At 61.7% G+C, this 23,332-nt stretch carries 23 protein-coding genes and 1 pseudogene; 7 read left to right on the top strand and 17 right to left on the bottom strand.

Features of this window, described 5'->3' with window-relative positions:
* Positions 1-427 precede the first annotated feature (427 nt).
* Together BRA62_RS00520 and BRA62_RS00525 are read left to right on the top strand one after the other, a co-directional pair.
* Positions 428-1,900, top strand: coding sequence for a HAMP domain-containing protein (locus BRA62_RS00520; RefSeq protein WP_292364088.1), 1,473 nt, complete (start codon positions 428-430; stop codon positions 1,898-1,900).
* Positions 1,901-1,998: 98 nt separating this feature from the next.
* Positions 1,999-2,304: a sensor histidine kinase gene (locus BRA62_RS00525; protein ID WP_292364128.1), complete on the top strand. Its 306-nt coding sequence runs from the start codon at positions 1,999-2,001 to the stop codon at positions 2,302-2,304.
* A gap of 2 nt (positions 2,305-2,306) precedes the next feature.
* On the opposite strand, the gene BRA62_RS12730 is transcribed toward BRA62_RS00525, so the two are convergent.
* From BRA62_RS12730 to BRA62_RS00545, 5 genes and pseudogenes are all read right to left on the bottom strand, one after another.
* A complete protein-coding gene (locus BRA62_RS12730; protein WP_394339979.1) occupies positions 2,307-2,501 on the bottom strand; it encodes a YwbE family protein in 195 nt (64 codons plus the stop codon).
* A gap of 75 nt (positions 2,502-2,576) precedes the next feature.
* A pseudogene (gene lysS / locus BRA62_RS00530) lies at positions 2,577-4,046 on the bottom strand (lysine--tRNA ligase); the annotation flags it as partial.
* 456 nt (positions 4,047-4,502) lie between these two features.
* Positions 4,503-5,096 (bottom strand): hypothetical protein, encoded by a 594-nt coding sequence (locus BRA62_RS00535; protein WP_292364091.1) that lies wholly within the window; start codon positions 5,094-5,096, stop codon positions 4,503-4,505.
* On the bottom strand, positions 5,093-5,665 hold the full coding sequence (locus BRA62_RS00540) for a hypothetical protein (protein ID WP_292364093.1): 573 nt from the start codon (positions 5,663-5,665) through the stop codon (positions 5,093-5,095). Before BRA62_RS00540 ends, BRA62_RS00535 begins: the two co-directional genes overlap by 4 nt.
* Before the next feature lie 391 nt (positions 5,666-6,056).
* A complete protein-coding gene (locus BRA62_RS00545) occupies positions 6,057-6,746 on the bottom strand; it encodes a hypothetical protein (protein WP_292364094.1) in 690 nt (229 codons plus the stop codon).
* Between the two features lie 342 nt (positions 6,747-7,088).
* Here BRA62_RS00545 and udg point away from each other — a divergent pair, with 342 nt between their 5' ends.
* Both udg and BRA62_RS00555 read left to right on the top strand, forming a co-directional pair.
* On the top strand, positions 7,089-7,706 hold the full coding sequence (udg, locus tag BRA62_RS00550; protein WP_292364095.1) for a type-4 uracil-DNA glycosylase: 618 nt from the start codon (positions 7,089-7,091) through the stop codon (positions 7,704-7,706).
* Positions 7,707-7,712: 6 nt separating this feature from the next.
* A complete protein-coding gene (locus tag BRA62_RS00555; RefSeq protein ID WP_292364096.1) occupies positions 7,713-8,144 on the top strand; it encodes a bis(5'-nucleosyl)-tetraphosphatase in 432 nt (143 codons plus the stop codon).
* A gap of 23 nt (positions 8,145-8,167) precedes the next feature.
* Here BRA62_RS00555 and BRA62_RS00560 read toward each other — a convergent pair whose 3' ends face one another.
* The 4 genes from BRA62_RS00560 to BRA62_RS00575 all read right to left on the bottom strand — a co-directional run bounded on the left by BRA62_RS00560 (position 8,168) and on the right by BRA62_RS00575 (position 11,647).
* Entirely contained in the window at positions 8,168-8,500 is a 333-nt protein-coding gene (locus BRA62_RS00560; protein ID WP_292364098.1) for a DUF1622 domain-containing protein, read from the bottom strand.
* 73 nt (positions 8,501-8,573) lie between these two features.
* Entirely contained in the window at positions 8,574-9,341 is a 768-nt protein-coding gene (locus BRA62_RS00565) for an ABC transporter ATP-binding protein (protein ID WP_292364100.1), read from the bottom strand.
* Complete coding sequence (locus tag BRA62_RS00570; protein ID WP_292364101.1) at positions 9,338-10,450, bottom strand: FecCD family ABC transporter permease; 1,113 nt, start codon at positions 10,448-10,450, stop codon at positions 9,338-9,340. Before BRA62_RS00570 ends, BRA62_RS00565 begins: the two co-directional genes overlap by 4 nt.
* A 30-nt stretch (positions 10,451-10,480) precedes the next feature.
* Positions 10,481-11,647 carry an iron ABC transporter substrate-binding protein gene (locus tag BRA62_RS00575; RefSeq protein ID WP_292364102.1) on the bottom strand — a complete coding sequence of 389 codons (1,167 nt, stop codon included), beginning with the start codon at positions 11,645-11,647 and terminating at the stop codon, positions 10,481-10,483.
* 283 nt (positions 11,648-11,930) lie between these two features.
* Between BRA62_RS00575 and BRA62_RS00580 the strand changes: the two genes are divergently transcribed.
* The 3 genes from BRA62_RS00580 to BRA62_RS00590 all read left to right on the top strand — a co-directional run bounded on the left by BRA62_RS00580 (position 11,931) and on the right by BRA62_RS00590 (position 15,894).
* Positions 11,931-13,967, top strand: coding sequence for an acetate--CoA ligase family protein (locus BRA62_RS00580; RefSeq protein WP_331519289.1), 2,037 nt, complete (start codon positions 11,931-11,933; stop codon positions 13,965-13,967).
* Between the two features lie 152 nt (positions 13,968-14,119).
* Positions 14,120-15,526, top strand: a complete 1,407-nt coding sequence (locus BRA62_RS00585) for an MBL fold metallo-hydrolase (protein WP_292364105.1) — start codon at positions 14,120-14,122, stop codon at positions 15,524-15,526.
* Positions 15,527-15,636: 110 nt separating this feature from the next.
* A complete protein-coding gene (locus BRA62_RS00590) occupies positions 15,637-15,894 on the top strand; it encodes a dodecin family protein (RefSeq protein ID WP_292364106.1) in 258 nt (85 codons plus the stop codon).
* 428 nt (positions 15,895-16,322) lie between these two features.
* Here the strand turns inward: BRA62_RS00590 and BRA62_RS00595 are convergent, their stop codons facing one another.
* The 8 genes from BRA62_RS00595 to BRA62_RS00630 form a co-directional block, all read right to left on the bottom strand.
* On the bottom strand, positions 16,323-16,484 hold the full coding sequence (locus tag BRA62_RS00595) for a hypothetical protein (protein WP_292364107.1): 162 nt from the start codon (positions 16,482-16,484) through the stop codon (positions 16,323-16,325).
* 87 nt (positions 16,485-16,571) lie between these two features.
* Entirely contained in the window at positions 16,572-16,916 is a 345-nt protein-coding gene (locus BRA62_RS00600; protein ID WP_292364109.1) for a DUF86 domain-containing protein, read from the bottom strand.
* The gene (locus BRA62_RS00605) at positions 16,900-17,202 is read right to left on the bottom strand and encodes a nucleotidyltransferase family protein (RefSeq protein ID WP_292364110.1); all 303 of its coding nucleotides are present in this window, start codon (positions 17,200-17,202) and stop codon (positions 16,900-16,902) included. The genes BRA62_RS00600 and BRA62_RS00605 overlap by 17 nt, the downstream gene beginning before the upstream one ends.
* Before the next feature lie 17 nt (positions 17,203-17,219).
* A complete protein-coding gene (locus tag BRA62_RS00610; RefSeq protein ID WP_292364112.1) occupies positions 17,220-17,384 on the bottom strand; it encodes a hypothetical protein in 165 nt (54 codons plus the stop codon).
* A gap of 4 nt (positions 17,385-17,388) precedes the next feature.
* Positions 17,389-20,499 (bottom strand): Eco57I restriction-modification methylase domain-containing protein, encoded by a 3,111-nt coding sequence (locus BRA62_RS00615; protein WP_292364113.1) that lies wholly within the window; start codon positions 20,497-20,499, stop codon positions 17,389-17,391.
* Between the two features lie 261 nt (positions 20,500-20,760).
* Positions 20,761-20,934, bottom strand: a complete 174-nt coding sequence (locus BRA62_RS00620; RefSeq protein ID WP_292364115.1) for a hypothetical protein — start codon at positions 20,932-20,934, stop codon at positions 20,761-20,763.
* Complete coding sequence (locus tag BRA62_RS00625; protein WP_292364116.1) at positions 20,934-22,385, bottom strand: DUF4062 domain-containing protein; 1,452 nt, start codon at positions 22,383-22,385, stop codon at positions 20,934-20,936. Before BRA62_RS00625 ends, BRA62_RS00620 begins: the two co-directional genes overlap by 1 nt.
* Positions 22,386-22,773: 388 nt before the next feature.
* A complete protein-coding gene (locus BRA62_RS00630) occupies positions 22,774-23,307 on the bottom strand; it encodes an OsmC family protein (protein ID WP_292364118.1) in 534 nt (177 codons plus the stop codon).
* Between the last annotated feature and the right edge of the window lie 25 nt (positions 23,308-23,332).

Genomic DNA, 23,332 nt, shown 5'->3' on the forward strand with positions numbered 1-23,332 from the left:
CATGGGCGGCATGGGCGGCATGCCCCCGATGTAAGATCACCGTACCGCCCCACGATACAATCCGGGGCCGCAATCCGGCCCCGCCCGTCTCTTTTTCAGTCCTCTTCCCGCCGGTCGTGATTCGGGCGTCCGGTGCCCCAGCTCGCGATCGCGCCCCGGGCGAAACGTCGCACGCACTCAAAGAGTGTGATCTTCTCAAGCTCCTGCCGGTCCGGCGGCCGTTTCTCGGAGCGCCGTCTTCCTCTTCAGCCGGTTTCTTTCTAAGATGCTGCTGGATTTTGCGGGCCCCTATGGTGAACCGGGGTGTTCGAATTTGCACATTTGTGTTAAAAATCGTTCATTCTATATAGTTACAGATATATCCCTCCTTGGGGGATTGATCCTGCCCAGGGGAAGGTAGTGCATGAGGAGCGGGAGCGATACCCGGATGACGGTGAAGAGAGCTTTGCGGCCGCCGTTCCCGTTTATGCTCCACCTCCTGCTCGCCATCCTGCTTGCGATGATCCCCGTCGTCTGCCTGATCTCGTTCGTCGATTCTGCGGTGGTCGGACAGGAACTGGAAGAGAACACCCTGGAATCGCGGAACCTGACCGAGTCCGGAATCATCCTCTCGGTGAACTTGGTTGACACCGGGTTGAAGCTCTTCGACGACACCTTAAACCCCGAGATGCGGGAGGGGTTCGGCCCGGTCCTTGCCGAGTACGAGCGGGCGGGAGGGGACCCGGGGAAGATGAACCTCTCCCGCGTCAAAGAGGAACTCGGGGGCAGGATGGACCTGTACATCATCAACGAGAGCGGTGTCATCGAGTACACCACCTATCCCCCCGATCTGGGGTACGACTTTAAGGAGATTCCTTCCTTTTACGACCGGATCACGGAGATTCGGCTCGGTGACACCTTCTCGCCCGACAGGGTCGTTGCCGAGCTCTCCACCGGAGAGCTCCGGAAGTACGCGTATCTGCCCTCTCCCGACCACCGCTACCTCTTCGAGCTCGGCCTTGCGGAGTCTGAGTTTCAGCGATACCGTGCGGAGCTGAAGTACCGGGACATGGTTCGGGAACTGGTGGACCTGAACCCGGACATCACAGAGATCCGGATCTTCGACTGCCTGGGCACCCGGATCACCGGTGAGGCACATCCCGACGACGACCGCCGGCTGGCCATGGTCCGGCAGGCATACCGGGAGAGGGCCACGCTTGAAGTGGAGAACGCCACTGCAGGTGAACTGATCCGATTCCTCTTCATCGATATGACGGATAGCAATTATGCATCGGATATGAGCATGGTCGTTGAACTGACCTACAACACGAAGGCCGCAGAGACAAAACTTGCCGGGATGCTCGACCAGCATACGAGTGTCCTGCTCATCGCGATCCTCTGCATCGGCTGCCTCTCGGCCCTCGCCGCGCACCACCTGACGCGGCCGATACGCACCCTCGTCGAGGATGTCGATGCCGTCGCCCGCGGCGACCTCTCTCACCCCATACAGGTAGACGGGGACGAGGAGTTCGTGCACCTCGGGGAGAGCGTATCGGCGATGGTCGCATCCTTAAAGGAGACCATGCGGAGGCTCCGGGAGTCGGAGGAGGAGATCATCCGGTACAGTCATGCCCTCGAAGAAGAGGTCCGGGAACGGACGGCCGCCCTTGAAGAGTCCAACCGGATGGCAACCCTCTACCTGGACATCATGGGGCACGACATCAACAACGCCAACAACGTCGCAAGCCTCTACGCGGACCTCCTCCTCGCCGACCTCGAGGGAGAGCCCGAGGCCGAGCTGCTCAGGAAGGCGAAGATGGGGCTCACGAAGAGCAGGGAGATCGTCCGGAACGTCAATACCATCCAGCATATCCAGGGGGCGTACGGCACCTTGAGCCGATCGGCCTTGACCCGCTCATAAGGCGTGAGATAGAGCGTTCTTCCATCACCGGGGTAACCTACGCCGGTACCACGGCCACCGTCCTCGCCGACGACCTCCTCTCCGAGGTCTTTGCGAACCTGCTCGGGAACGCGGCGAAATTCGGCGGTCCCGGCGTCGAAATTGCCATCCGGGTCGAGGAGCACGACGACGAGGTACTCGTCTCGGTCGAGGATACCGGGCCGGGGGTCCCGGATGCTATAAAGCCGCGGCTCTTCGACCGGCTGGTTCGGGGAACCCAGACGATGGCCGGGACCGGGCTCGGGCTCTACATCTGCCGGATGCTTGTTACGCGCTACGGCGGGAGGATCTGGGCGGACGACCGGGTGGAGGGGCGGCCGGAGTGCGGCACGGCCATCCGGTTCACCCTCAGGAAGGCAGTGTGATCTCACCCGATAATTTCCTGCACCCGCCCGACCTGCCCGTCGCGGAGCCGGACCTTGATCCCGTGGGGGTGGAAGGACGAGTTCGTCAGAATCTCGGCGACGACGCCCCGGGTGCGCTTTCCGGTTCGCTGGTCGCGTTTGAGCACGATATCCACCGTCATCCCGGGTTTGATGGCGGCCCTGTTCCGTCCGTTCATGCCAAAAAATTGTGGGGAGTCACTCTTCCCCGTCGTTCTGCTCCGCTCCGGTCCCGTTCGGCCCGGGACGGCGGTCTTCATCTGCGGGAAGAGGAGCACCTCTTTGATGGAGTCCTTGCCGGTGAGGAGCATCACCAGGCGGTCGATGCCGATGCCGACGCCCCCGGTGGGGGGCATCCCGTAGCCGAGCGCGTTGATGAAGTCGTAGTCGATCATCTGCGCCTCGAGGTCGCCCCGGCGGCGTTTGGCATCCTGCTGTTCGAGCCGGGCCTTCTGGTCGAGGGGGTCGTTTAACTCCGAGAAGCCGTTGGCCATCTCCATGCCGGCGATGAAGAGTTCGAACCGCTCCGTCAGCCCTTCCTTCTCCCGGTGCTTCTTTGCAAGCGGTGAGTTCTCGATGGGGAAGTCGTAGACGAACGTCGGCTGGATGAGGTGCTTCTCGCCGAAGTGCTCGAAGAAGAGCACAAGGAACTCGCCCCGGGTCATGGCGCTCTCGCAGCCCTCGACGCAGTGCGCGAGGCCGAAGGCGCGGAGTTCCTCGAGGCTCATAGCCTGGATATCGATCCCGGCGTACTCACGCACCGCCTCCTCCATCGAGAGGCGGCGCCAGGGGCGGGAGAAGTCCAGGTCGTGCGCCGCAAACGAGCAGGTGGTCTTCCCGAGCACCTGCTCTGCGAGGTGCGAGAGGATCTCCTCGGTGAGGTCCATCATGTCGTTGTAGTCCCGGTAGGCCTCGTAGATCTCCACCATCGAGAACTCGGGGTTGTGGTTGGTGTCGATATCCTCGTTCCTGAAGTTCTTTGCTATCTCAAAGACTTTGTCGAAACCGCCGACGACCAGGCGCTTGAGGTAGAGTTCCGGCGCGATCCGGAGGTAGAGTTTCTGCTCGAGGAAGTTGTGGTAGGTGGTGAACGGCCGGGCGTTCGCGCCGCCGTAGATCGGCTGCAGGGTGGGGGTCTCGAACTCCAGGTAGTCCCGCTCGAAGAGGAACTGGCGGAGAAGCGATATGATCCTGCTCCGGGTCCGGAAGGTCTCGCGGCTCTCCTCGTTCATGATCAGGTCGAGGTAGCGCTGCCGGTAGCGGGTCTCGACGTTCTTGAGCGCGTGGAACTTCTCGGGAAGGGGGCAGACCGATTTCGTGAGGAGTTCGAACCGGTCGACCCAGACGGTGATCTCCCCCATCTTCGTCCGGAAGACGTGGCCGACGACGCCGATGATGTCGCCGGCGTCGACATATTGCTTGAAGAGGTCGAACTGCTCCTCGCCGAGGTCGTTCTTCCGGAGATAGAGCTGGATCCTGCCGGTCGAGTCCCCGATATCGGCGAAGATCGTCTTGCCGTGCTGGCGGACGATGTAGACGCGCCCCGCGGTGCTGACCTCTTCCTCGCTTTTGTCGTGCCCGATCCCGGAGAACCGCTCCTTGATCCCGGTGACGGTATCCCTGCGGTCGAAGGTGTAGGGGTAGACCGTCACCCCGCGTTCGCGCAGTTCCTGTATCTTATCGATCTTTGCCGTGTCAAAACAGGTGTGATCCATATCGCTCATTGTGTAAATCGCTCCATTCGTCCTGCAGCCGTGCCCCGGATCGGAAATCCGGGTCAGGCGCCGCTCCGGCGAGACCGGGCCGTACGCTCGCCGGGAAATTCTATATAGTGTTCCCTTTCGGTGCTATTAATGGTTGAGGGAGGATCGGCCGAAAGGCTATCCCCGGGCCTGCACGGTTTATCCATGTAAGGATCCGGGCGGCGGTCGAAACGCCTGGAGGTCGAGACCGGGTGGTGCGAGGTGCGAGCGCCGAATGGGCCGCGGCCGTTCACGAGCCGTCACGGTTACGGCCGTGTAGATCGCCCTGAGATAGACCGGGGTGCTGCAAGCGTGGCAGGGAGCGGCTCATCCCCGGTGCAAGGCGGTACTCCTGGGGACGAACCGGACGGGAGAGGTGCCGGGTGGCCTGCCGCTCCGCCTGTATGAGATGGTTGGGGTGCGCCGGTTCCGCTTCTGTCACTCCCATTCAGTCACATCCCCGTACGAGGGATAGAGGTAGAAGATCGTCGTGTCGTCATAGGCCATCATCACCCTCTCGTTGTGATGATCAACGACCACAAACAGGCCCATATACGGGTTTACTGCCTGGTGATAGTCCTCCTCCTCGGGGAAGGGTTCCGATGTCCATGGGTGCCCCCTCCAGATCGTGGCGCTACAGCGCCCCCTCGTGGCACGTTTCTCCCGTTCGTCCACTTCGATGAAGAACGACAGTGACAGTTCATCGTTCCTGAACTCCACGTCGATGTGCTCGGTGTTCGGGTCCTCCTCCTCAAAGCCCGTCCGGATCGAGGTGATGTTCCACCCGCCCTCAAGCAGGATCCCGGCCCGCGGGTCGGCGAGGACGATCCCGATCACCTCTGTTGCGTTGACGTCGAACCTTTTCACCGGGATCTCGGAGGTGTTGATGGGGATCGAGATGTTCCCCTGCTCGTAGTGGAGGATCGGGGCGGGGGTGACGGTTTCCGGTGTATCGGTGTCCCAGAAACCGATGCACCCGGCCCCGAGCGCCAGGAGCAGCAGCGCAAGGGAGAGAATGAAGATCCGCTTCATCCTGACGCCTCCACGCTTTCATACCACTCTCTCCCGTACGAGGGGTAGAGATAGAAGATCGTCGTTTCGTTGTAGACCATCACCACCCGCTCGTTGTGGTGATCGAAGACATAGGTGTGGTAGAAAGTCCGGTTCTGGTGGTAGTCTTCAGGATAGGGGCCTGCAAACGGTCCCCCAAGCCAGCGTGGGGCATTGCAGCGCCCCCAGCCGGTCTGCCCCTCCCGTTCGTCCACTTCGATGAAGAACGACGGTGACGGTTCATCGCTCCGGAACTCTACGTCGACATGCGTCCTCAAGTCGTAATCATAGTTTGTCCGGACCGAGGCTATCTTCCAGCCGCCCTCAAGCAGAGCACCGGCCCGCTGGTCGGCAAGGAGGATCTCGATCACCTCTGTGGCATTGATGTCAAACTTTTTTACCGGAATCTCGGAGGTGTTGATGGGGATCGAGACATCCCCCCGCTCGTAGTGGAGGACCGGTGCGGGGGTGGCGTTTTCCGGTGTGCCGGTGCATCCGGCCCCGAATGTCAGGAGCAGCAGCGCAACAAGGAGAACGGGATTCTGTCTCATCCGGCTCTCTCCGCGGGTATGGAGTCGTGCCCGTGAGAGGTTCTGGCCGGTCTCCGCCGTGAAATCCCTGAAGGAGTTACGGAGTTCAGCTGAGTCGTGCCCGTGAGAGGTTCTGGCCGGTCTCCGCCTGCCGGTAGTACCCGATCCGGACGGGGGCGGCTGCCGGAGGCTGTACGTCATGATTGAGACTCGGTGTCCCTCTATAAACGATTTCTGTGTCACGCATCTACACGTTGAGACTGCCGGGTAGAATCCTTACCTGGAATCTACTGCAACAGGCTGCTATTCGGGGCCGCGTGGCATGGTAGTGTTTCACAGTTCCGGATCGTCCCCCGGCCTGTATGGCGGCTCTCCGGCTTGGTGGTGCCGTGCCTGATCACATCCACGCCGCTCACGGACAGGACGCGAGCGATCTTGCGCCCCGGAGCGGGTAACTCCGGAGCATAAGTTCCTCCAGTGCAGCGGTGTGATCGGGGAGAACGGCCGGCCCGAAAACCCCGTAGTAAACGATGAAGTAATCTTCGTGTTCCGGGGATAGCGGCTTTTCGACAGCGGCGAAGTAACCGGACGATGCCTCGCTCTCGTATTTCGTCACGGTGATGGGGCTAACGATCGGTTCGTCCGGTGATCTATCCGGTTTTCCCGGGAGGATCAACCCGGCGGAAGCGACGTTCCCGGACGACCGAAGGCGACTGCAGAGGTTCTCTTCCGCCCGCGCGAGATCCGCGTCATCGTCGAAGTACCAGTTGACGACCAGATACCGGTCGCCCGACCCGGTGTCGAGATACGCGGCATGGCTGCAGTACGGGGAGAGATCCGGAAACGGGGGTGGGCATCCTTCTTCGATATCGCCTGACAAGACGATATCCCCCTCGGTCGTTCTGTTCACGACGACCGACCCGTTTTCCGCATACCCATACCCGGGCTGGGGGATATACCATTTTTGCAGAGCCCCGGGGGGAGGATACCCGGGACCGATCATGAGAAGGTCGAAGAGCAGAAGGGCGCCGAGAGCACCGACGGCGATCAGGAGGAGAACCAGTGCGGCCCTGCCGGTTCTATCGTTTTGAAGGAATCTCATGCAGATCATCCGTCCGTCGTTCGGGGCGCCAACCGGAGGGGGTATCCCTGCACGTGTCGGGCAGGGTGCCGGTTCCGGTACCCGCGCTGGAGAGTTCAACGTTCTTCTATATCCCTTTTCTGTGACGATCATCTACATGTCAGACCCGTGCCGGACCACCCCCCCGAAGACCGGCCTCTATAAGCACGAAAACGGTGCCGCGCCGGACGGCGAGATCCGTGGCCGGAGGAGCGGAACCGCCTCCGGTCTCTTCGCGGGTCGATCCGGGGTGGGTGAGATAAGTTCCTGCGCCAAAACACAATGCATAAGAAGGTTATACGAGTTACCGTCAATAGTGTGGGCATGATGCAGGAGGCGGAGAGAGAGGTGGCGATAGAGAGACTTGCGGCGGTCATCGGCGAATGCCGGAAGTGCCCCCTCTGGGAAAATACCCACCACGCGGTCCCCGGGGAGGGGGCCGCCGGGGCCGACCTCATGCTCATCGGCGAAGCGCCGGGGAAACAGGAAGACCTCACCGGGAGGCCGTTCGTGGGGCGGGCGGGGAAACTCCTCGAAGGCCTTCTTTCCGGGATCGGTCTCTCACGGGACGATGTCTTCATCGCAAACATCGTCAAGCACCGGCCGCCCGGGAACCGCGACCCCCGGGACGAGGAGATCCGGGCCTGCACCCCGTACCTCGAGGAGCAGATCCGGATCATCGGGCCGAAGGTGATCGTGATGCTGGGGCGGCACTCGAGCAGGTATATCCTCTCGTTCCTCTCCGTCGAGTTCGATCGGATCACGGAGATCCGGGGGACGGTCTACCAGGGCGTCCTCTTCGGCCACCTGGTCCGCCTCATCCCCACCCTCCACCCTGCCGCCGCGCTCTACAACCCGGCATACCGGGAAGCGCTGGAAGAAGATTTCGGGATCATCGGGCGCGAACTCGCGGAATTTGGAGGATCTGAGACACAGAACTGAAGGGCCATGGCAAAAGAGCGATCATATGGTGCGGTCGTCGTCCGGCAGGATACGAATCCCCAGTATCTCATCCTGCAGTACGGGGCCGGGCACTGGGATCTGGTGAAGGGACACGGCATGCGCGGCGAGAGCGAGGAGGAGACGGTGCTCCGCGAACTTGAGGAGGAGACCGGGATCACCCGGGCCACGTTCGTCCCCGGGTTTCGGGAGGAGGTCCACTACTTCTTCCAGCGCCGGGCACACACGGTCTACAAGGAGGTCGTCTACTATCTTATCGAGACCCCGGAAGAGGAGGTGACGCTCTCGGACGAGCATATCGCCTATAAGTGGCTCCCGCGCGATAAAGCGCTGCAGACGATCACCTTCGCGAACTCGAGAAGGGTCGTTGCCGGGGCGCACGAGCACCTGAAGGCACTTCGGAGCCCGAAGAGCGCGTGACCGAGAACCTGGCCCGCTCATCATTACATTTTTCTCTCCTCGGGAAGTTCTTTCACCTCCTGTCCGAGGAAGTAACTTACGACGGTCCTGATGGCGACGAGCGCCCCGAGGATGGTCAGATCCTCGAGTGTCGGTTCGAGGATGGTCTTTAAGACATCGGCGGCAACGAAGAACTCGAGACCGATCAGGATGCGCGTGGTGAAGAACCACCTGATGTCGTGGTAACTCTGCTTTCGGAGGCGCGTCTCCCGCGCCAGGAGCTCGACGATCGCGATCGCCGCTCCGTAGACGATAAAGAGCGCCCCGAACGTCCCGAGGACTATCTCGGCGATCCCGATGAACGTCTCGAGTACCATATGCCCCCGGCCGGGCATATCGGCGACGGGGGGCTTATACGTTACTGGGCCCGGGAGAGGCGCCCCCGGACTCTCAGGCGCTCTCCGGTTCCAGGGGCACGACAAAGCGGTAGCCGTTGTACCGCTCGACCGTCACGGGAACACCGTAGACCGCCTCGATGGTCTCCGGCGTCACCACGTCGGGGCTCCCCGCGGCGTGGATGACGCCGTCCTTTAAGAGAATGAACCGGTCGGCGTAGCGGAGCGCCATGTTCAGGTCGTGCATCGTCATCACCGCGGCAACGTTGTGCTCCGTCGTCACCTGCCTGACGATCCCGAGGATCTCGAGCTGGTTTCTGAGGTCGAGGCTGCTCGTCGGTTCGTCGAGAAGCAGCACCCGCGGCTCCTGCACGAGCGCTCTTGCGATGCTCACCTTCTGGAGTTCCCCGCCGCTCATCTCGTCGATGTAGCGCAGCGTCAGGTATTCGAGGTGGAGCATCCGGATCGCCGCCTCGACGATCCGGATATCCTTTTCCGTCACGTCCCACCCGATATGCGGCCGGCGCCCGAGGAGGATCGCGTCGAAAACGGTCATCCGGCCTGCCTCGCATCGTTGCGGGACGTAACCCACCTTCCGGGCGATCTCCATCCTGTCTGCGGTGAGGAGGTCCGCTCCCTCGACGAGGACCGACCCGGCCTTAGGCCGCAGAATGGCGTTCATGCACTTCAAGAGCGTCGTCTTCCCGACGCCGTTCGGGCCCAGGATTGCGAGGACCTGGTGGGGCGAGAGTTCGAACGTGATATCCCGGATGACCGGGGCGCTCCGGTAGGTGAACGCCACGCCGGCGACATCGAGGATCATCGCCGGTACCCCCGTAAGAGCAGGTAGATGAAGACCGGCGCGCCTAAAAATGCCGTGAGCACGGCGACGGGAAGGATATACGGCGCCACGATGACCCGGGCGACGGTATCGGAGGCGAGGAGGAGGATCCCGCCCATCACGCAGGAGCCGGGGATAAGATAGCGCTGGTCGTCGCCGATGAGTCTCCTCACCATGTGCGGACAGACCAGGCCCACGAACCCGATGACCCCCAGGAACGAGACGATCACGGCGGAGACAAGGGCCGCGACGACCATCCCGATATCCCGCACCGCTTCGACGCTGACGCCGAGCCCTTTTGCGGTCTCGTCGCCGGCGTCGATCGCGTTGTAGTTCCAGCGGTTCGCGATGAAGTAGAGCGAGGCCGCCACGGTGACGAGGGCCATGATCCCGAGTTCCTGCCAGCTGGCCCGGCCGACGTCGCCGAACGTCCAGAAGACGACTGCGGCGAGCTGGGTGTCGTCGGCGAAGTACTGGAGAAACATCGTCCCCGCCGTGAAGAGGGAGGAAAGGGCGACGCCGGCGAGCACCATCACCTCGGGGGAGGCTCCCCGCAGCCGGGAGATCAGGAGGATCACCGCGGTAGCGAGGAGGCAGAAGATGAACGCGACCATCGTCGTCAGGTAGGGGTTGTTTACGGTGACGGCGTCGGCGATCGTCGACTGCATCTCTCCCGCGCCGAGGAGGATGACCGAGACGGCCGCCCCGAATGCGCCGGCGTTGGAGATGCCGAGCGTGAACGGCGACCCGAGCGGGTTACGAAGGATCGACTGCATGGCGACGCCTGCCACCGAGAGCCCCACCCCGGCGACGATCGCGGCAAGCGCCTGCGGGAGGCGGATGTTCCAGACGATCCGGTCGGTGCTGGATACTTCGAGAACGGCGTCGGGGTTGAGGAGCAGGGTTATCCGGTCGGCGATACCGTTCACGATGGAGAGGAGGACGTCGTACGGAGGGATGCCGACCGCACCGACCGATATGGATACGATCAGGAGGAGGAAGAGGAGGACTACCCCGCCGAGTATCCAGAGGTGCTTTCGCCGCACGTAGCCCAGGTAATCTCTCGGGATGGTCCCGTCTGCAAAGTGCATCTCTTCATACCCTCCTGTTCGAGCCCGACGTTACAGCTGGATCTCCTCAAAGCCGAGGTTCCGGTACTGGTTGTTGTGCTCGCCGAAGACCGGTTTCCCGACGAAGAACGTGTAAATCTCGTCCGCTTTCTCCTCGGGGTCGATGTCGGCGAACCGGTCGGGGTAGAGGGTCTTGCCGATGAAGTAGGCGTTGGCGAGCACAGTCTCGTAGTTTGTGCTGTAGAAGTTGTACGGGAGAACACCGTAGACCCGGCCTTCCTTTGCGGCGGAGAGGCCCTGGAGTGCGGGGTCGTTCTTCAGTTCCCCGATCGCCCCGTCGCTCTCCATCTGGATGGTGCCGACGTCGATGAAGATGTACCCGGGGTCCCAGTCGACGAGCGCCTCTTTCGCGACGTCGGCGTGGGCGGTGCCGAGTCCGGCCGCGACGTTCTTCGCGTGCACCCAGGAAAACGGCGGGTAGGCGGGTTCTGTGGAGATGATGCCGTGGGCGCCCGCCGAGGAGACGCCGCCGACGTAGACCGTCTTCTGCTCGCTCTCGGGGATATCGGCGGTCCGGGATTCGAGGTCGGCGATCGTCGCCTCGATGTAGGCGATCACCTCTTCGGCCCGGTCCTCCTTCCCGAGGACCTCGCCCATCGTGCGGAGCCCGGTGTACATCTCCGCCTGCTCGGCGTCGTTCCTGAGCGAGCCGTAGGGGAACGCCACGACCGGGATGCCGGTCTTTGTCTCGAGTTTGTCGGCCTCGGCGGCACTGGTGCCGTATGCCGTTCCGGTGGACCCTGTCTTGAAGATGACCGCGGGACCGATGCCGAGGATCTTCTCGGGGTCGTCCTTGCCCCTGAACTCGCCGATCAGGGGAAGGTCTTTGAACTGCGACCCGTAGGCGAGGGCGTAAGGCCGGCCTTCTATCGGGTGCTCCCTCGTCTCCTGGTCGTCGACACCGACGGCGAGGTCCTGGCTCTGCAGGTAGACGAGGTAGCGGAGGCACCCGGAGCCCGAGCAAACGACGCTCTCCAGGTTCGACGGGACGGTGACCGTCCTGCCGAACCCGTCGGTGACCGAGGCCGTCTGGCCGGTGGGGCCCTGGGCGGTGGCCGGAACGTTATCGGTGCCGGTGCACCCTGCGGCGAGCATAAGCACAACAAGGGCCGCAAGCACCGCGGCCGCGAGGAATCCTTGGTATCGAGACTGGGTCATACTAACATCAATTGTCGTAACACTGTTTATTATAGTTATCGAATTAAGGCCTATCTGGTATGACTAAATGCAAATAAGTGTTACCCGTGCCGATGTTCGGCCGTGGCGGTTCACGGGCCAAAACCACGTGTGCCGTATCTGCCGCGCTCCCTGATGGAAACCGGGTCCGTTCCCGCGGGATGGATAACTATTATGGGCGACCGGGCTAATCCCTGAAACAGGACACCGGTCATGCAACACCGGCACGACCGGCATAGAGCGAGGGATATGCATGCCGGAGAGAATGTTAACCGAATCCGAGGGATACCGCCTGCTGGACTCGTGCGGGATACCCGTGCCGCCCCACCACCTGGCTACCAGCGCCGGCGACGCCCGGGCGGCCGCCGGACGGATAGGCTACCCCGTCGTCATGAAGGTCATCTCTCCGGAGATCGTCCACAAAAGCGATGTCGGCGGGGTCATCACCGGAATCGAGGGGCCCGACGAGGCTGAAGAAGCTTTTTCGGCCATTATGCAGAACAGTGCCGCCCATGCCCCGGAGGCGAAGGTCGCCGGCATCATCGTGGAGAAGCAGATGCCCGGAGGACTCGAAGTGCTGATCGGCGGGAAGACCGATCCGTCGTTCGGGAAGGTCATCACGTTCGGCCTCGGAGGCAAACTGGTGGAACTCCTCGAAGACGTCTCCATCCGCGTGCTCCCCGTCACCGACGACGAGATCCGCAGGATGATCCGGGAGATCGAGGGCTACCGGCTTATCCGTGGGTACCGGGGAGAGCCTCCGAAGGACGAGGAGGCGCTTGTCGGTGTCATCGCCGCAATGGCCCGTGTCTTCATCGAGGACCCCCGGATTCGGGAATTCGACCTGAACCCGGTCATCGTGTATGAGAAAGGTGTCAGCGTCGTCGATGCGAGGATCATCGTCGGGGATACCGTCGGGGGCGAGGCCGCCCGCCTCAGGGTCCGGGCACCCCCGGATATCTTCTACCCGGCCTCCATCGCCGTGATCGGCGCCTCCGCGAGCCCGAACAAGGTGGGCTACTCCGTCCTCCGGAATCTGCTCTCTTTTCCCGGGAACCTCTATCCGGTCAATCCGTCCCGAACAGAACTCTTCGGGCGAAAGGCCTACCCCTCCGTTGCAGAGATCCCGGGCCCGGTCGACTGGGCGGTCATCGCTGTCCCTGCCCGTGTCGTCCCGGGGGTGATGCAGGAGTGCGGGGAGAAAGGCGTCCGGCTCGCGGTCATCGTCACCGCCGGATTCCGCGAGATCGGCGGTGAGGGCGCAGCCCTCGAAGAGGAGGTCGCAAAGATAGCGAAGAGGCATGGGATCCGGATCATCGGCCCGAACTGCCTCGGGATCATGATGCCGCATCAGGGGATCAACGCCACGTTCGACCCGGTCTCGCCGAGGGCCGGGGACGTCGCCTTCATCTCCCAGAGCGGCGCGATCATCACCACCGTCGTCGACTGGAGCCTCTCTGAGGAGTTCGGGTTCTCAACTGTCATCAGCGTCGGGAACCAGGCGGATCTCGGGTTCGAGCACTACCTCCGGTTCGCCGAGCAGGACGAAAAAACCCGGTCGGTCACCCTGTACGTCGAGGAGATCCAGGACGGGCGCGGGTTTGCCCAGATTGTGCGTGAGGTTGCCGGGAGAAAACCGGTGGTGGCGGTGAAGTCCGGGTCGTCACGGAAGGGCAAGGCTGCGGCATCGTCCCATACCGGCTCGCTTGCCGGGAGTTATGACGTCTACGTCGCGGCATTCAGGCAGGCGGGGGTGATCCCGGCCCGGAGCCTGCGGGACGCCTTTAATCTGGCGGAGCTTCTGGCATCCGAAGGCTGCCCGCGAGGCAACCGTGCGATCGCCGTCACCAGTGCGGGAGGGTTCGCCGTCCTCGCCTCCGACTACGCCGAGGAGTACGGGGTCGATATGGTCGACCTCCCGGATGACGTGCTTCGCGAATTGAGCGCGTTCCTGCCGCCGTTCTGGAACCACTCAAACCCCATGGATATCCTCGGGGATGCCGACGCCACCCGGTTCGCCGCTCTCTTCGACGTGCTGATCCGTCACCAGGACTTCTGGGATATCGCGTTCGTGATCGCCGTGCCGACCACGGTCGTAGATCCGGCGCACGTTGCAAACGAGATCGTCCGGTTCTCCCGGAACACGGAGAAGATGGTGGTGGGCTGCATGCTCGGCGGCGACAGCATCAGGAGCGGCCTGCGCATCCTCAGGGGTTCCCGGATCCCGAACTTCGAAGAGCTTGAGGATGCGTTCAAGGCGGTGGGAAGCATCCTGGAGGTCAGGACCGCCCGGAAAGGGTGAGCGGTTCCGACTGTCCCGTGACGACCCGTATCCGGGCGGCGGACAGTAAAACCTGTTTCCCTCCAGATTCCCGGAAACCTTTTATACGCCTCCCCTGTATTCCGCCACATCAGAACGAATGACGGGTTCCATCACCCGGGAGATGAATACGGATGCTGTTTGAGAAGATTAAGTCCGATATCCTTGCTCACAATTCATACGTCATCGGAGCGGGCGGAGAGATGGCGGTCATCGATCCGAGACGCGACTGTCAGGTCTACACGAACATTGCCGAGCACGAGAACATGAAGATCACGAAGATCTTCGAGACGCACAAGAACGAGGACTATGTCATCGGCTCCCGGGAACTCGCCAACCCGACCGGGGCGGAGATCCTTCACGGGGCACGGGAGGAGTTCAGGTTCGGCACCCCGGTCCGGGAAGGAGAGATGTTCAGGCTCGGCCCGCTCGAGTTTGAAGTCCTGGAGACGCCCGGCCACACCGTAGAAAGCATATCGCTCCTGCTCCGTGACCGGTCCGTCTCCGACGACCCGTTGATGGTCTTTACGGGCGATGCGCTCTTTGCCGGCGATGTGGGGAGGACCGATCTCGCCGGCGAGGATAAGCGGCGGGAGGCCTCGGAGATGCTGTACGCGAGCCTGCACGAGAAACTTCTCCCTCTCCCGGACAGCGTGATCGTCTGTCCTGCCCACGGCGCAGGTTCGGTCTGCGGCGGGAATATCAGCGACCGGGAGTATTCGACCATCGGGTTTGAAAAGGCGACGAACGAGTTGCTCTCCCTCTCGAAGGAAGAGTTCGTCGAGCGCAAGGTGAACGAACGGCTCTACGAGCCGCCGTATTTTGCCATGATGCGGAAACTCAACCGGGAAGGCCCGCCCCTGATCCACAACCTGCCGCACCTGCGGGCTTATACGGCCAGGGAGATACGATCGCTCCTGGACCGGAAGGCGCAGATTGTCGACATCCGGTCGCCGACGAGCTTCGCCGGCGGGCATATCCCCGGGACCCTCAGCATCTGGCGGAACGGCCTGCCCCTCTACATGGGCTACTACTTAAATTACGAGGACCCGATCATCCTCGTGGACGACTTCAACCTGGGCATGGACCGCGTGGTGCGCCATTTCGTGCGGCTCGGCTACGACAACATCGCGGGATACCTCGCGGGTGGGTTTGCAGCCTGGTTCAGGCAGGGCGAGGAGATCGAGCGCTCCGGCACCTGGTCCCCCTCCGACCTCGCGGAGCACCTGGACGACCCGTCGGTCTGGGTTCTCGACGTCAGGAATGTCAACCACCGGGAGGAGGACGGCCACATCGAGGGCTCCCACCACATCTACGTCGGAGAGCTCGAAGAGCACCTGGCAAAGATCCCGGAGGAGAAGCAGATCGTCGTCCACTGCGACGTCGGGTTCAAGGGGAGCCTTGCGGCAAGCATCCTTGAGAAGCACGGGTTCCGGCACGTCACCAACCTGCTCGGCGGCACCATCGGCTGGGAGGCGGCGAATTATCCGCTGGTTAAGGAGGAGGAGGAGAAACCCCTTTCCGCCTCTCCGGCGCCGTAAGGGCCGGGGTGGTGGTGCAGGTTGGTTCGGGTCGTGTCTCCCCATCCACGACCCGGCATGCCGTTCCCGGCCAGTAAACTGGTGCATGCCGGAATCTTTATCCGGGAAGTATGCCTCAGGGTGACCGTGGAGGAATGAACATGGCAGCAATGGGTAAGCCTTCCGTGGCCAAAGTCATCGAGTTGATCGGCAGTTCCCCGACCGGATGGGAGGATGCCGCGGCAAATGCGGTGAAGGAGGCCGCGAAAACCGTTAAAAACATACGACATGTCTACCTGAAAGAATGCACCGCGAAGGTGGAAAACGACAGAATCGTGGAATATCGTGCCAACGTGAAAGTTACGTTCATCGTGGAAAGGGAGAGTTGACCTTTTTCCATCATTCTTTTCTGAGGGCCTTTCCAGGTCCGGTACTTCGCTGGAGTTTCGGGGAACCCTCCTGGAGGTCAAACCACTGACTTTCTTCGAAGCCGTTAGGCTTCTCGAACTCCGGCCCTTCGGCCCGTCGTCTTTCGCACCTGACGGTGCTCAAGCTCCTGCCTACGGGCAGTCGCATTCCGTTGGAACGTCGCACTTCGAAGACCTTCGGCCTTCTCAAGCTCCGGACGTCCCATCCGTCGCATCCTCCGGGGCACGCATCGTCTATCGCCACGCGGGGAACGACTGCCGGTATGTGCGACGGGCCGGAGGGCCGGAGCGTGAGAAGACGCTTCCGCGTCTTCGAGTAGGAGTTTGAGAAGAGCGAAGAAACCCTCACGGCGCTCCTGTACCTGACCTATTGGGTATCGACTCCTGCATCATACCATTCCCTCCACAACCGCCACTTCGTCCTCCGCGAGCCCGTAGAGCTCATACACCAGCCTATCGATCTGCCGGTCGGTCGCGTCGATCATCCCGGCGAGCACCTCCTTCTCGTGCGGGGCCTTCGCCGCCGCGAGGCGCTTATTCAGGTCGAGCATCTGCTCCACGAGGGCAACCCTGCGGTCGTGGCGGACAGCATCGGCGGGACAAGCCGTTTTCGGGCACCGAACCACGGCAGAGGATGATCAGGCGGCCTCGTCATCAAGCATCTGCCTGACTGCAACCTGTAGTTCCGGGATCTTGTTCCTGATAACGTCCCACACGATCTCGTTATGGATCCCGAAGTATGCGTGAATGAGGATGTCTCGCATTCCTGCAATCTTTCTCCAGGAAATATCGGCGTGTTCGCATTTTAGCGGTTCGGGGATGAGTTTCACGGCCTCACCGATGACCATGAGGTTCCGGATCACTCCGTCCTGCACCAGGTCGTCTGCCAGAAACTCCTCGTAGTCCATTCCCCGGGTGTATCGGTCAATTCTCCTGATAGCTTCAAGGATATCGCGGAGATAAAGGTTATATTCCCGGGACATACCGAACACTCCGGAGGATATGCGGTGCGAGAGCCGGTTTTATGGCATCGCGGTCGACGAGGTCAACTCTTCTCCCGAAGAGATCTTCAAGGAAGAACTTGAGGTCCATGTACGTGTCAAAGGAGCGCCCTCCTTCCTTGAACTCGATGAGGATATCGATATCGCTCTCTTCGCGCTCTTCGCCCCGGGCAAACGACCCGAAGACCCCGATCCGCCGGACGCCCAGGCTCCTGATCCGTTCACGGTGTTCCGCCAGCGCACCGAGGATGCCATCAGCCGTAAGCATACCGTATCATACTCCTGTTACCCGCCCATCAGGATAACGCTTTTCCCCCGGGTTGCCGGTCGCAGGGTTGTGCCGGCAGGAGCGTCGGCTGCTCCGGCCGGGATCCGGACATCCTCGACGACGAGCCCGGCCTCGACCCGCAATGAGCCATACACTTTTCGCAGTTCCGGGAGCGGGTTCATCGCATCAGGCCGCCCCCTCCACAACCGCGATCTCCTCCTCCGCGAGCCCGTACAACTCATACACCAGCCTATCGATCTGCCGGTCGGTCGCGTCGATCATCCCGGCGAGCACCTCTTTCTCGTGCGGGGCCTTCGCCGCCGCGAGGCGCCTGTTCAGGTCGAGCATCTGCTCCACGAGGGCGACCATGCGGTCGTGGCGGGCGGCGTCGGCGGGGTTGGAGGGGTTGATGGTACGGATTGGGAAGGTCTTCAGGATCACCGCAGCGGGCATGAAGAACCCTCCCCGGAGTTTCGGCAGGATCATCTCATAGAGGAAAGCGGTCAGTCTGCTGTTGAGAATCCCTAACAGGTAAGGGTCTGCCTTCGAAATGATGAAGCACTTATTGTTGGCGTATTTCCCATCTAAATCAAACGTAAACTCAGGTTTGCTGCAAATCTCCGGATAAATAATCTTGGGCTTGTCAAACTCCATGTAGTAGTCGATCGAATCCTGTATCTCGTACCACTTATAAGAGCCAGGCTTTCTCCCCGGCCACATATCTCCTTTCCATTCTGGAGGTTTGGGTGTTAACTCGGATTTGAATTGTTTCAGATACTGTTCTATGACTGGGTACTGACGAATCTCGATCCCTCTCCGCGTAAAAATTAAAAAATTGTCTGAATTAAGCGGCTGGTAGCGTTTAACATCCTTGCCTATGATGAACGATTTGATAATTTCTGCGTTTTTCGGGTCTTCGGACACCAACCGATCTTTTGTTTTACCGTCGATGATAAACGCCTTGTTGAATCCAGTTAATACACCGCGGTAAAGGTTGTTCCCGACATAATCCGAAAGTGAAGTTCCTACGCGCTTTATCTTCTCTAATAACTCTATCACTGATTCGTCGACCATTGACCACCCTGCATCGTCAAGTTTGTCCTGTTGCACAGGGTTACAGCGCTCCCTTACGAGCGCCCCTAAATCTGAGAAGTCGAGCGAGTCTACCTGAACGGAATTGAAGAACACCCCCGGTTCCCCAGTGGATACCCGCACAATACACGGATACGTCGTCGCGTTCTGGAACACCCGCAGATCCCCAAAGTCCACGATCTCCTCGATCCGCTTCTCCTTCAACCACGCCCGCAGGGGTTTCCCGTAATTCGCCCGCATCCATTTGTTCGCCACGATATAAGCGAACTGCCCGCCCGGCCGGAGGAGCGAGACCCCCTTCTCGATGAAGTAGGTGTAGAGGTCGGCGACCCCGTGGTAGACTGCGTAGTGCTCCTTCGCGTAGTCCTTGAACTCCCGTCCGAGGACCTCCTGGCGCACATACGGCGGGTTCCCGATCACGGCGTCGAACCCGCCCGCCTGCATGACGGCCGGGAACGCCCGATTCCAGTCGAAGGCGTTGATCCGGAAGATCGTCTCCTCGTCGTCGAGGGTCAACTGCACGTCATGGTAGATATCGGGGCCGATCAGAGAGTTCCCGCACTTGATATTGTTGTGGAGCGACGGCAGCACCCGCTCCTGGGTAATCGTGAGCTGTTTGCCGATCCGCTCGGACTTCTCGCCCTCCAGCACCTTGAGGAGGAGCGAGAGTTTCGTCACCTCCACCGCCTGCGGATCGATATCCACGCCGTAGATGTTGTTCAAGAGGATCCGCTTCTTCTCCTCCGTCGTCAGCCGCCAGTCGGTATCGGTCGCCTGGTAGACCGGGAGGAAGTACTCGTCGCCGTTCCCCCGCTTCTTCTTACCGCGGCCCTTCTTCACCGGCGCAGGTTTTGCCGGCAGGAGTGTGAGCACCGCCGCGTCGGTCACCTTCGCCCCGCCCGAAAGAAGCGGGACGAGGTTGTCCATGTACCACGCGAGGTGCCAGTCGAGGAGGTACTGGTAGGCGCCGAGGAGGAACGACCCCGAGCCGCAGGCCGGGTCGAGGACGTGGAGGTCCGCCACCGCCTTCGGGTCCTTCCCCGCAACAAGGCTCCCGACGGTCTGCTTCACGATGTACTCCACGATATAGGTCGGCGTGTAGAAGACCCCACCCGCCTTCTTCACCTCCGGCTTCTCCTCGACCCTCGCCTGGTGCCCGGCCGTCAGGCGGATGACCTTCCCCAGGAACTGCTCGTAGACCTGGCCGAGGATGTCCGCCGGGAAGACCGAGAACTCGTAGGGCGAGTCCGGGTAGTAGAGGTGGCCGATGATCTGCTTGAGCACCCTATCGTCGATGGAGAGGGAGAGCGTCAGGTTATCCGGGTCTTCCCGGCCAACCTCCGCGGAGAAGTGGAAAAGCCCGGAGTTGTACCGGTCGTCCGCGTAACGGAAGAGTCCCTTCAACTGCTCGTAGACATCCTTCTCGGCAGCGATCCGCTTCAACTGCCCGTACTCCTCGATCCCGCGGTCCTCGCAGATCCGGAGGAACACAATCCGGTCGATCGTCTTCTGCACCGCCGCGTTCAGTTCCCGGACCGAGAGATCCTTATTCCGGATCGCGATGTTCTTCGCGAGGAGGTCCCGCCACCCCTCGATCTCCGCGAGGAAGGCGTCGTCGATGCCGGCGGTGCCCTTTCCGCCTTTCTTCAGTTTCAGATTGTCGACATAATTATCATACCCGCCGGTCAGGATGCCCTGCTTTGAGAAGATCGCCGCGATCTCGTCCCATTTCTCGATATAGTCGGTGTACCGGTAGTAGCCGATCCGTTTTGCCGATGCCTTGTCCGTCGGGGAGGGTTTTGCCGTGCAGTCGTAGACGATGAACTCCTCGAAGTCCGTGAGCAGGCTGACCGGCAGTTTCGCGCTCCAGGCGTACCGGCGCACCTGGTAGGCGGGCTCCGGGTTCTCCTTGAGGTTCACGGCGGGCTTCTTCGCCTCGACAAAGAACTTCCGCACCCCCCCGATCCGAAACGAGTAGTCCGGCGCCTTGGTGGACGTCTCCACCTTCACCGTATCCTCGTGGATCACGTCTTTGTAGCGTTCATCGAGCCCCGAGCGGTTGTTCACGTCCCAGCCGAGGGCCTCAAAGAAAGGATCGATGAACTCCTTTCTGACCTGGAACTCGTTGTAGGACTGTGACGTATACTTTGCATAATACCGGTCGAACCGTTTGACCAGATCGACGATCTCGGGCGGGGCGGGCATGGCTATCAGTGGAATATGGAAAGGAGGCAGGCATTAGGGTTTGCATTTATTCACGCTGCCCGGAGGAGCGGGATATTGATTTTATTGTCAGCCGGAGGCCGCCGGCTCCGGTCCCATCTCTATCCCGCTCACCGGACCGCGCCCTCCGGGAGATCCTCCGGCTCCGGCAACGGGGGAAGATCGGTCTCCACGGTCCACCCCGGGTGCAGCAGCGCCTCGGTATAGGCACACCCGGCAATCAGTAGAGGTCGCGCTCATCCTTCATCCGGTCGAGCGGATGTACCCCACGCCGCCTCTGATCCTGTCCGGCAGATCCCGGTATGCCGAGCCGGGGATCTCGGGGTCGATCCTGTCGGGAGCGTTGGGGTCGTCGCCCTCGCCCCGGACGACGATCACGGCCCCTTCTCGCTCCAGGGTTATCATCCAGTGTGCCATCACACCTCTTCGACAACCTCCCAGCGGCCGCCTTTCCGTGGCCCCACTCGCTTGAGCCGACCTGCCTGCTTGAGCTGCCGAAGTTGCCATTCAACCCCTTTTGGCGTGATACCGATCTGTTCAGCCAGCTCATTCGTACTGATGGTTGGGTCCGCTGCGATCAGGGCGAGGATCCTTTCCCTAGTTTTCTCCCTAGTTTCTTCCCTAGGTTTTTCCCCAGGTTCTCTCTCTGTCTCATTGTGGTGAGCCCGGCGTATGATCGTCTGGAACCCGTCGCTGACGGCAAACTCCGGCTCCGGCAGACCTGCCTTGATGCAGTGCCGGATCATGTCCCGCGTCCCCGTGCCCATCCGCTCGATGTAGCCGGTCAGGTACATCGGCTCGGCGAGGAGCGGGTTGCCCGGCACCGACCCGTGGGCCTGCCGAAGTTTCTCCAGGGTCAGGGACGGCGGGAGCGTGCCCGGGTTCCAGACCTCCAGACGGTCCGAAAAGAGCATCACCTGCACGCTGCCGCTGCTAGTGTAGTCGCGGTGGGCGACCGCGTTGACGATCGCCTCCGCCACCACCTCCTTCGGGATCTCGTAGCGCACCGGCGCCTGCGGCCCGGCCTCGCGGGTGCCCACCGAGAGAGCGATCTTGCTGAGGACGAAATCCACCGCCGCGTCCACGAGATCGAAGACCGTGCCCTTGTAGACCTGGTAGGACGGGATCGGTTTGGCCACCTCGGTGCCGTGGAAGTGGGCGCACTTGATCTCGGAGGAGATCAGGAACCGTTGCGGCTGTTTTGCGAAGAGGAGAACCGCCGCGTTCGTCAGCCGCCCGTCATCGAGCAGGTTCAGGTGCTCCAGCAGCTCGTGGGGAGAGGCGTCCTCGGCGATGGGGAACCGGCGGGTCGTTCTGGCCGTGCGGAGGAACCATGTCATACGCTCAGGATCCAGATCATTGGGCGTCGCCTTCGCGCACGGGGCCGCGTCGAAGGGGCCGGAGCGGATCAACTGCTTCTCCTCCAGGTAATCGACCAGCGCCGCATACAGCCCGGCGACCAGTTCAGAGGGGGTGTTGAACCGCTTCCGGATCAGGCCCGCCTGTGCCTTTCTAACGAGAGCACGCATCCTCGGGTGGCTTGCCTCATCATCCGTGCCCCTGACGTAGATGAGCCGGTACTTCCCTTCGGCGGTGGCGAGGTCAAACTCCCGCTCGGTCGGCGAGAGCCCCTCGGCATTCTCGGAGCCGTAGTCGTTCCCGAACAGCCCGACATAGATGTCGCAGTGCCGGACCTCGTCGAGGTACAGGTCGTCCGTGCGGCGGTCGGCGGCCGGGACGTCCTCGAAGAGGAAGACCTCAAAGAACCGCCGCATCAGTGCATCACCCCGCAGGTAGTCGCGGAGGGCCGCCCGCTCCCCGGCGAACTCCTTCTGCACGCTGCTAATGAAGATGCGGACGGGGTTCATGCCTCCGCCCCCGCGGACCTCATTGCAACCGCTCCCGAATGAGCCGGAGAATTCGGATTTTATTGATTGTCACTTCTCCCATTCTTATGTCTCTAGTTTCCTTCTGAATCTCTTCCTGGGAACGAAAAGTAACGTCACTTTAAGTTATGGGGCTCCGGCCGTTTTGCCACAGCCTGAGTTTAGATTCAATTCGAACTGCATCGGTGTTAATATTTTGCACCGTGCGATACCGGTTATTCAGGTACTAGCAACAAACGAACACAACCGCTGCCCTGCAGGATCCGCCGGACCTGACGGTAGGATAGCCCCGTCGCGTGCAGTACTCGGACGGTGAACGTCTCCCACCCCATCCGGGCGATGATGGCGAGCGCCGCCGCTTCGTTGCGGGTCAGCTTTGAGTCCTGCCCGCCTCCGTCTCCTCCCACCCGATGCAGACCCTGATCGGCACTCTCCCTTCAAGCGAAGCCGCGACCGGCGAGCGCCGGTAGCCGTGATGCACGAGTTCCTCGATCAACTCCTGCGGCGCGTCGGCATCCACCCGGACGGTCAGGCGGACCTCCGCTAATCCCGGTCGGGTGTCGCCAGTTTCAAGGAACCCGCCGAGATCGAGGTCACCCTCGACATCGACCTCGATCAGGTTGACCTCGATCCCGTCTTCGGCCGCGCTGTAGGCGATACCGGTCGCGATGCAGGCGGAAAGACCCGTCAGCACCAGTTCGGTCGGGCTTGGACCCTGGTTGGTCCCGCCGAGGACGGCCGGTTCGTCGGCCGGAACGGCGAAGTTGCGGACGATCGTGGTGGAGTGCGCACCGCCGCTCCAGCTCGTGATGCCGGAGAGGGTTCTTCTGCCCGCCGCCGGCTCCTCCTGCATCGCTTCTTTGAGGGCGTTCACCCTCTCCATATCGACCCCGTTACGCATCATCGTACCAGGCTCCCCCCGAATCCCC

Source organism: Methanoculleus sp. UBA208, assembly GCF_002498065.1.
In the GTDB taxonomy this organism is placed as follows: domain Archaea; phylum Halobacteriota; class Methanomicrobia; order Methanomicrobiales; family Methanoculleaceae; genus Methanoculleus.

Bases quoted from the DNA above. Each gene is read 5' to 3' on its own strand.
- BRA62_RS00520 (WP_292364088.1), top strand. From the start codon at position 428: ATGACGGTGAAGAGAGCTTTGCGGCCGCCGTTCCCGTTTATGCTCCAC.
- BRA62_RS12730 (WP_394339979.1), bottom strand. From the start codon at position 2,501: ATGAACGGACGGAACAGGGCCGCCATCAAACCCGGGATGACGGTGGAT.
- BRA62_RS00535 (WP_292364091.1), bottom strand. From the start codon at position 5,096: ATGAAGCGGATCTTCATTCTCTCCCTTGCGCTGCTGCTCCTGGCGCTC.
- BRA62_RS00540 (WP_292364093.1), bottom strand. From the start codon at position 5,665: ATGAGACAGAATCCCGTTCTCCTTGTTGCGCTGCTGCTCCTGACATTC.
- BRA62_RS00545 (WP_292364094.1), bottom strand. From the start codon at position 6,746: ATGAGATTCCTTCAAAACGATAGAACCGGCAGGGCCGCACTGGTTCTC.
- udg (WP_292364095.1), top strand. From the start codon at position 7,089: ATGATGCAGGAGGCGGAGAGAGAGGTGGCGATAGAGAGACTTGCGGCG.
- BRA62_RS00555 (WP_292364096.1), top strand. From the start codon at position 7,713: ATGGCAAAAGAGCGATCATATGGTGCGGTCGTCGTCCGGCAGGATACG.
- BRA62_RS00560 (WP_292364098.1), bottom strand. From the start codon at position 8,500: ATGGTACTCGAGACGTTCATCGGGATCGCCGAGATAGTCCTCGGGACG.
- BRA62_RS00565 (WP_292364100.1), bottom strand. From the start codon at position 9,341: ATGATCCTCGATGTCGCCGGCGTGGCGTTCACCTACCGGAGCGCCCCG.
- BRA62_RS00570 (WP_292364101.1), bottom strand. From the start codon at position 10,450: ATGCACTTTGCAGACGGGACCATCCCGAGAGATTACCTGGGCTACGTG.
- BRA62_RS00575 (WP_292364102.1), bottom strand. From the start codon at position 11,647: ATGACCCAGTCTCGATACCAAGGATTCCTCGCGGCCGCGGTGCTTGCG.
- BRA62_RS00580 (WP_331519289.1), top strand. From the start codon at position 11,931: ATGTTAACCGAATCCGAGGGATACCGCCTGCTGGACTCGTGCGGGATA.
- BRA62_RS00585 (WP_292364105.1), top strand. From the start codon at position 14,120: ATGCTGTTTGAGAAGATTAAGTCCGATATCCTTGCTCACAATTCATAC.
- BRA62_RS00590 (WP_292364106.1), top strand. From the start codon at position 15,637: ATGCCTCAGGGTGACCGTGGAGGAATGAACATGGCAGCAATGGGTAAG.
- BRA62_RS00595 (WP_292364107.1), bottom strand. From the start codon at position 16,484: ATGCTCGACCTGAATAAGCGCCTCGCGGCGGCGAAGGCCCCGCACGAG.
- BRA62_RS00600 (WP_292364109.1), bottom strand. From the start codon at position 16,916: ATGTCCCGGGAATATAACCTTTATCTCCGCGATATCCTTGAAGCTATC.
- BRA62_RS00605 (WP_292364110.1), bottom strand. From the start codon at position 17,202: ATGCTTACGGCTGATGGCATCCTCGGTGCGCTGGCGGAACACCGTGAA.
- BRA62_RS00610 (WP_292364112.1), bottom strand. From the start codon at position 17,384: ATGAACCCGCTCCCGGAACTGCGAAAAGTGTATGGCTCATTGCGGGTC.
- BRA62_RS00615 (WP_292364113.1), bottom strand. From the start codon at position 20,499: ATGCCCGCCCCGCCCGAGATCGTCGATCTGGTCAAACGGTTCGACCGG.
- BRA62_RS00620 (WP_292364115.1), bottom strand. From the start codon at position 20,934: ATGGCACACTGGATGATAACCCTGGAGCGAGAAGGGGCCGTGATCGTC.
- BRA62_RS00625 (WP_292364116.1), bottom strand. From the start codon at position 22,385: ATGAACCCCGTCCGCATCTTCATTAGCAGCGTGCAGAAGGAGTTCGCC.
- BRA62_RS00630 (WP_292364118.1), bottom strand. From the start codon at position 23,307: ATGATGCGTAACGGGGTCGATATGGAGAGGGTGAACGCCCTCAAAGAA.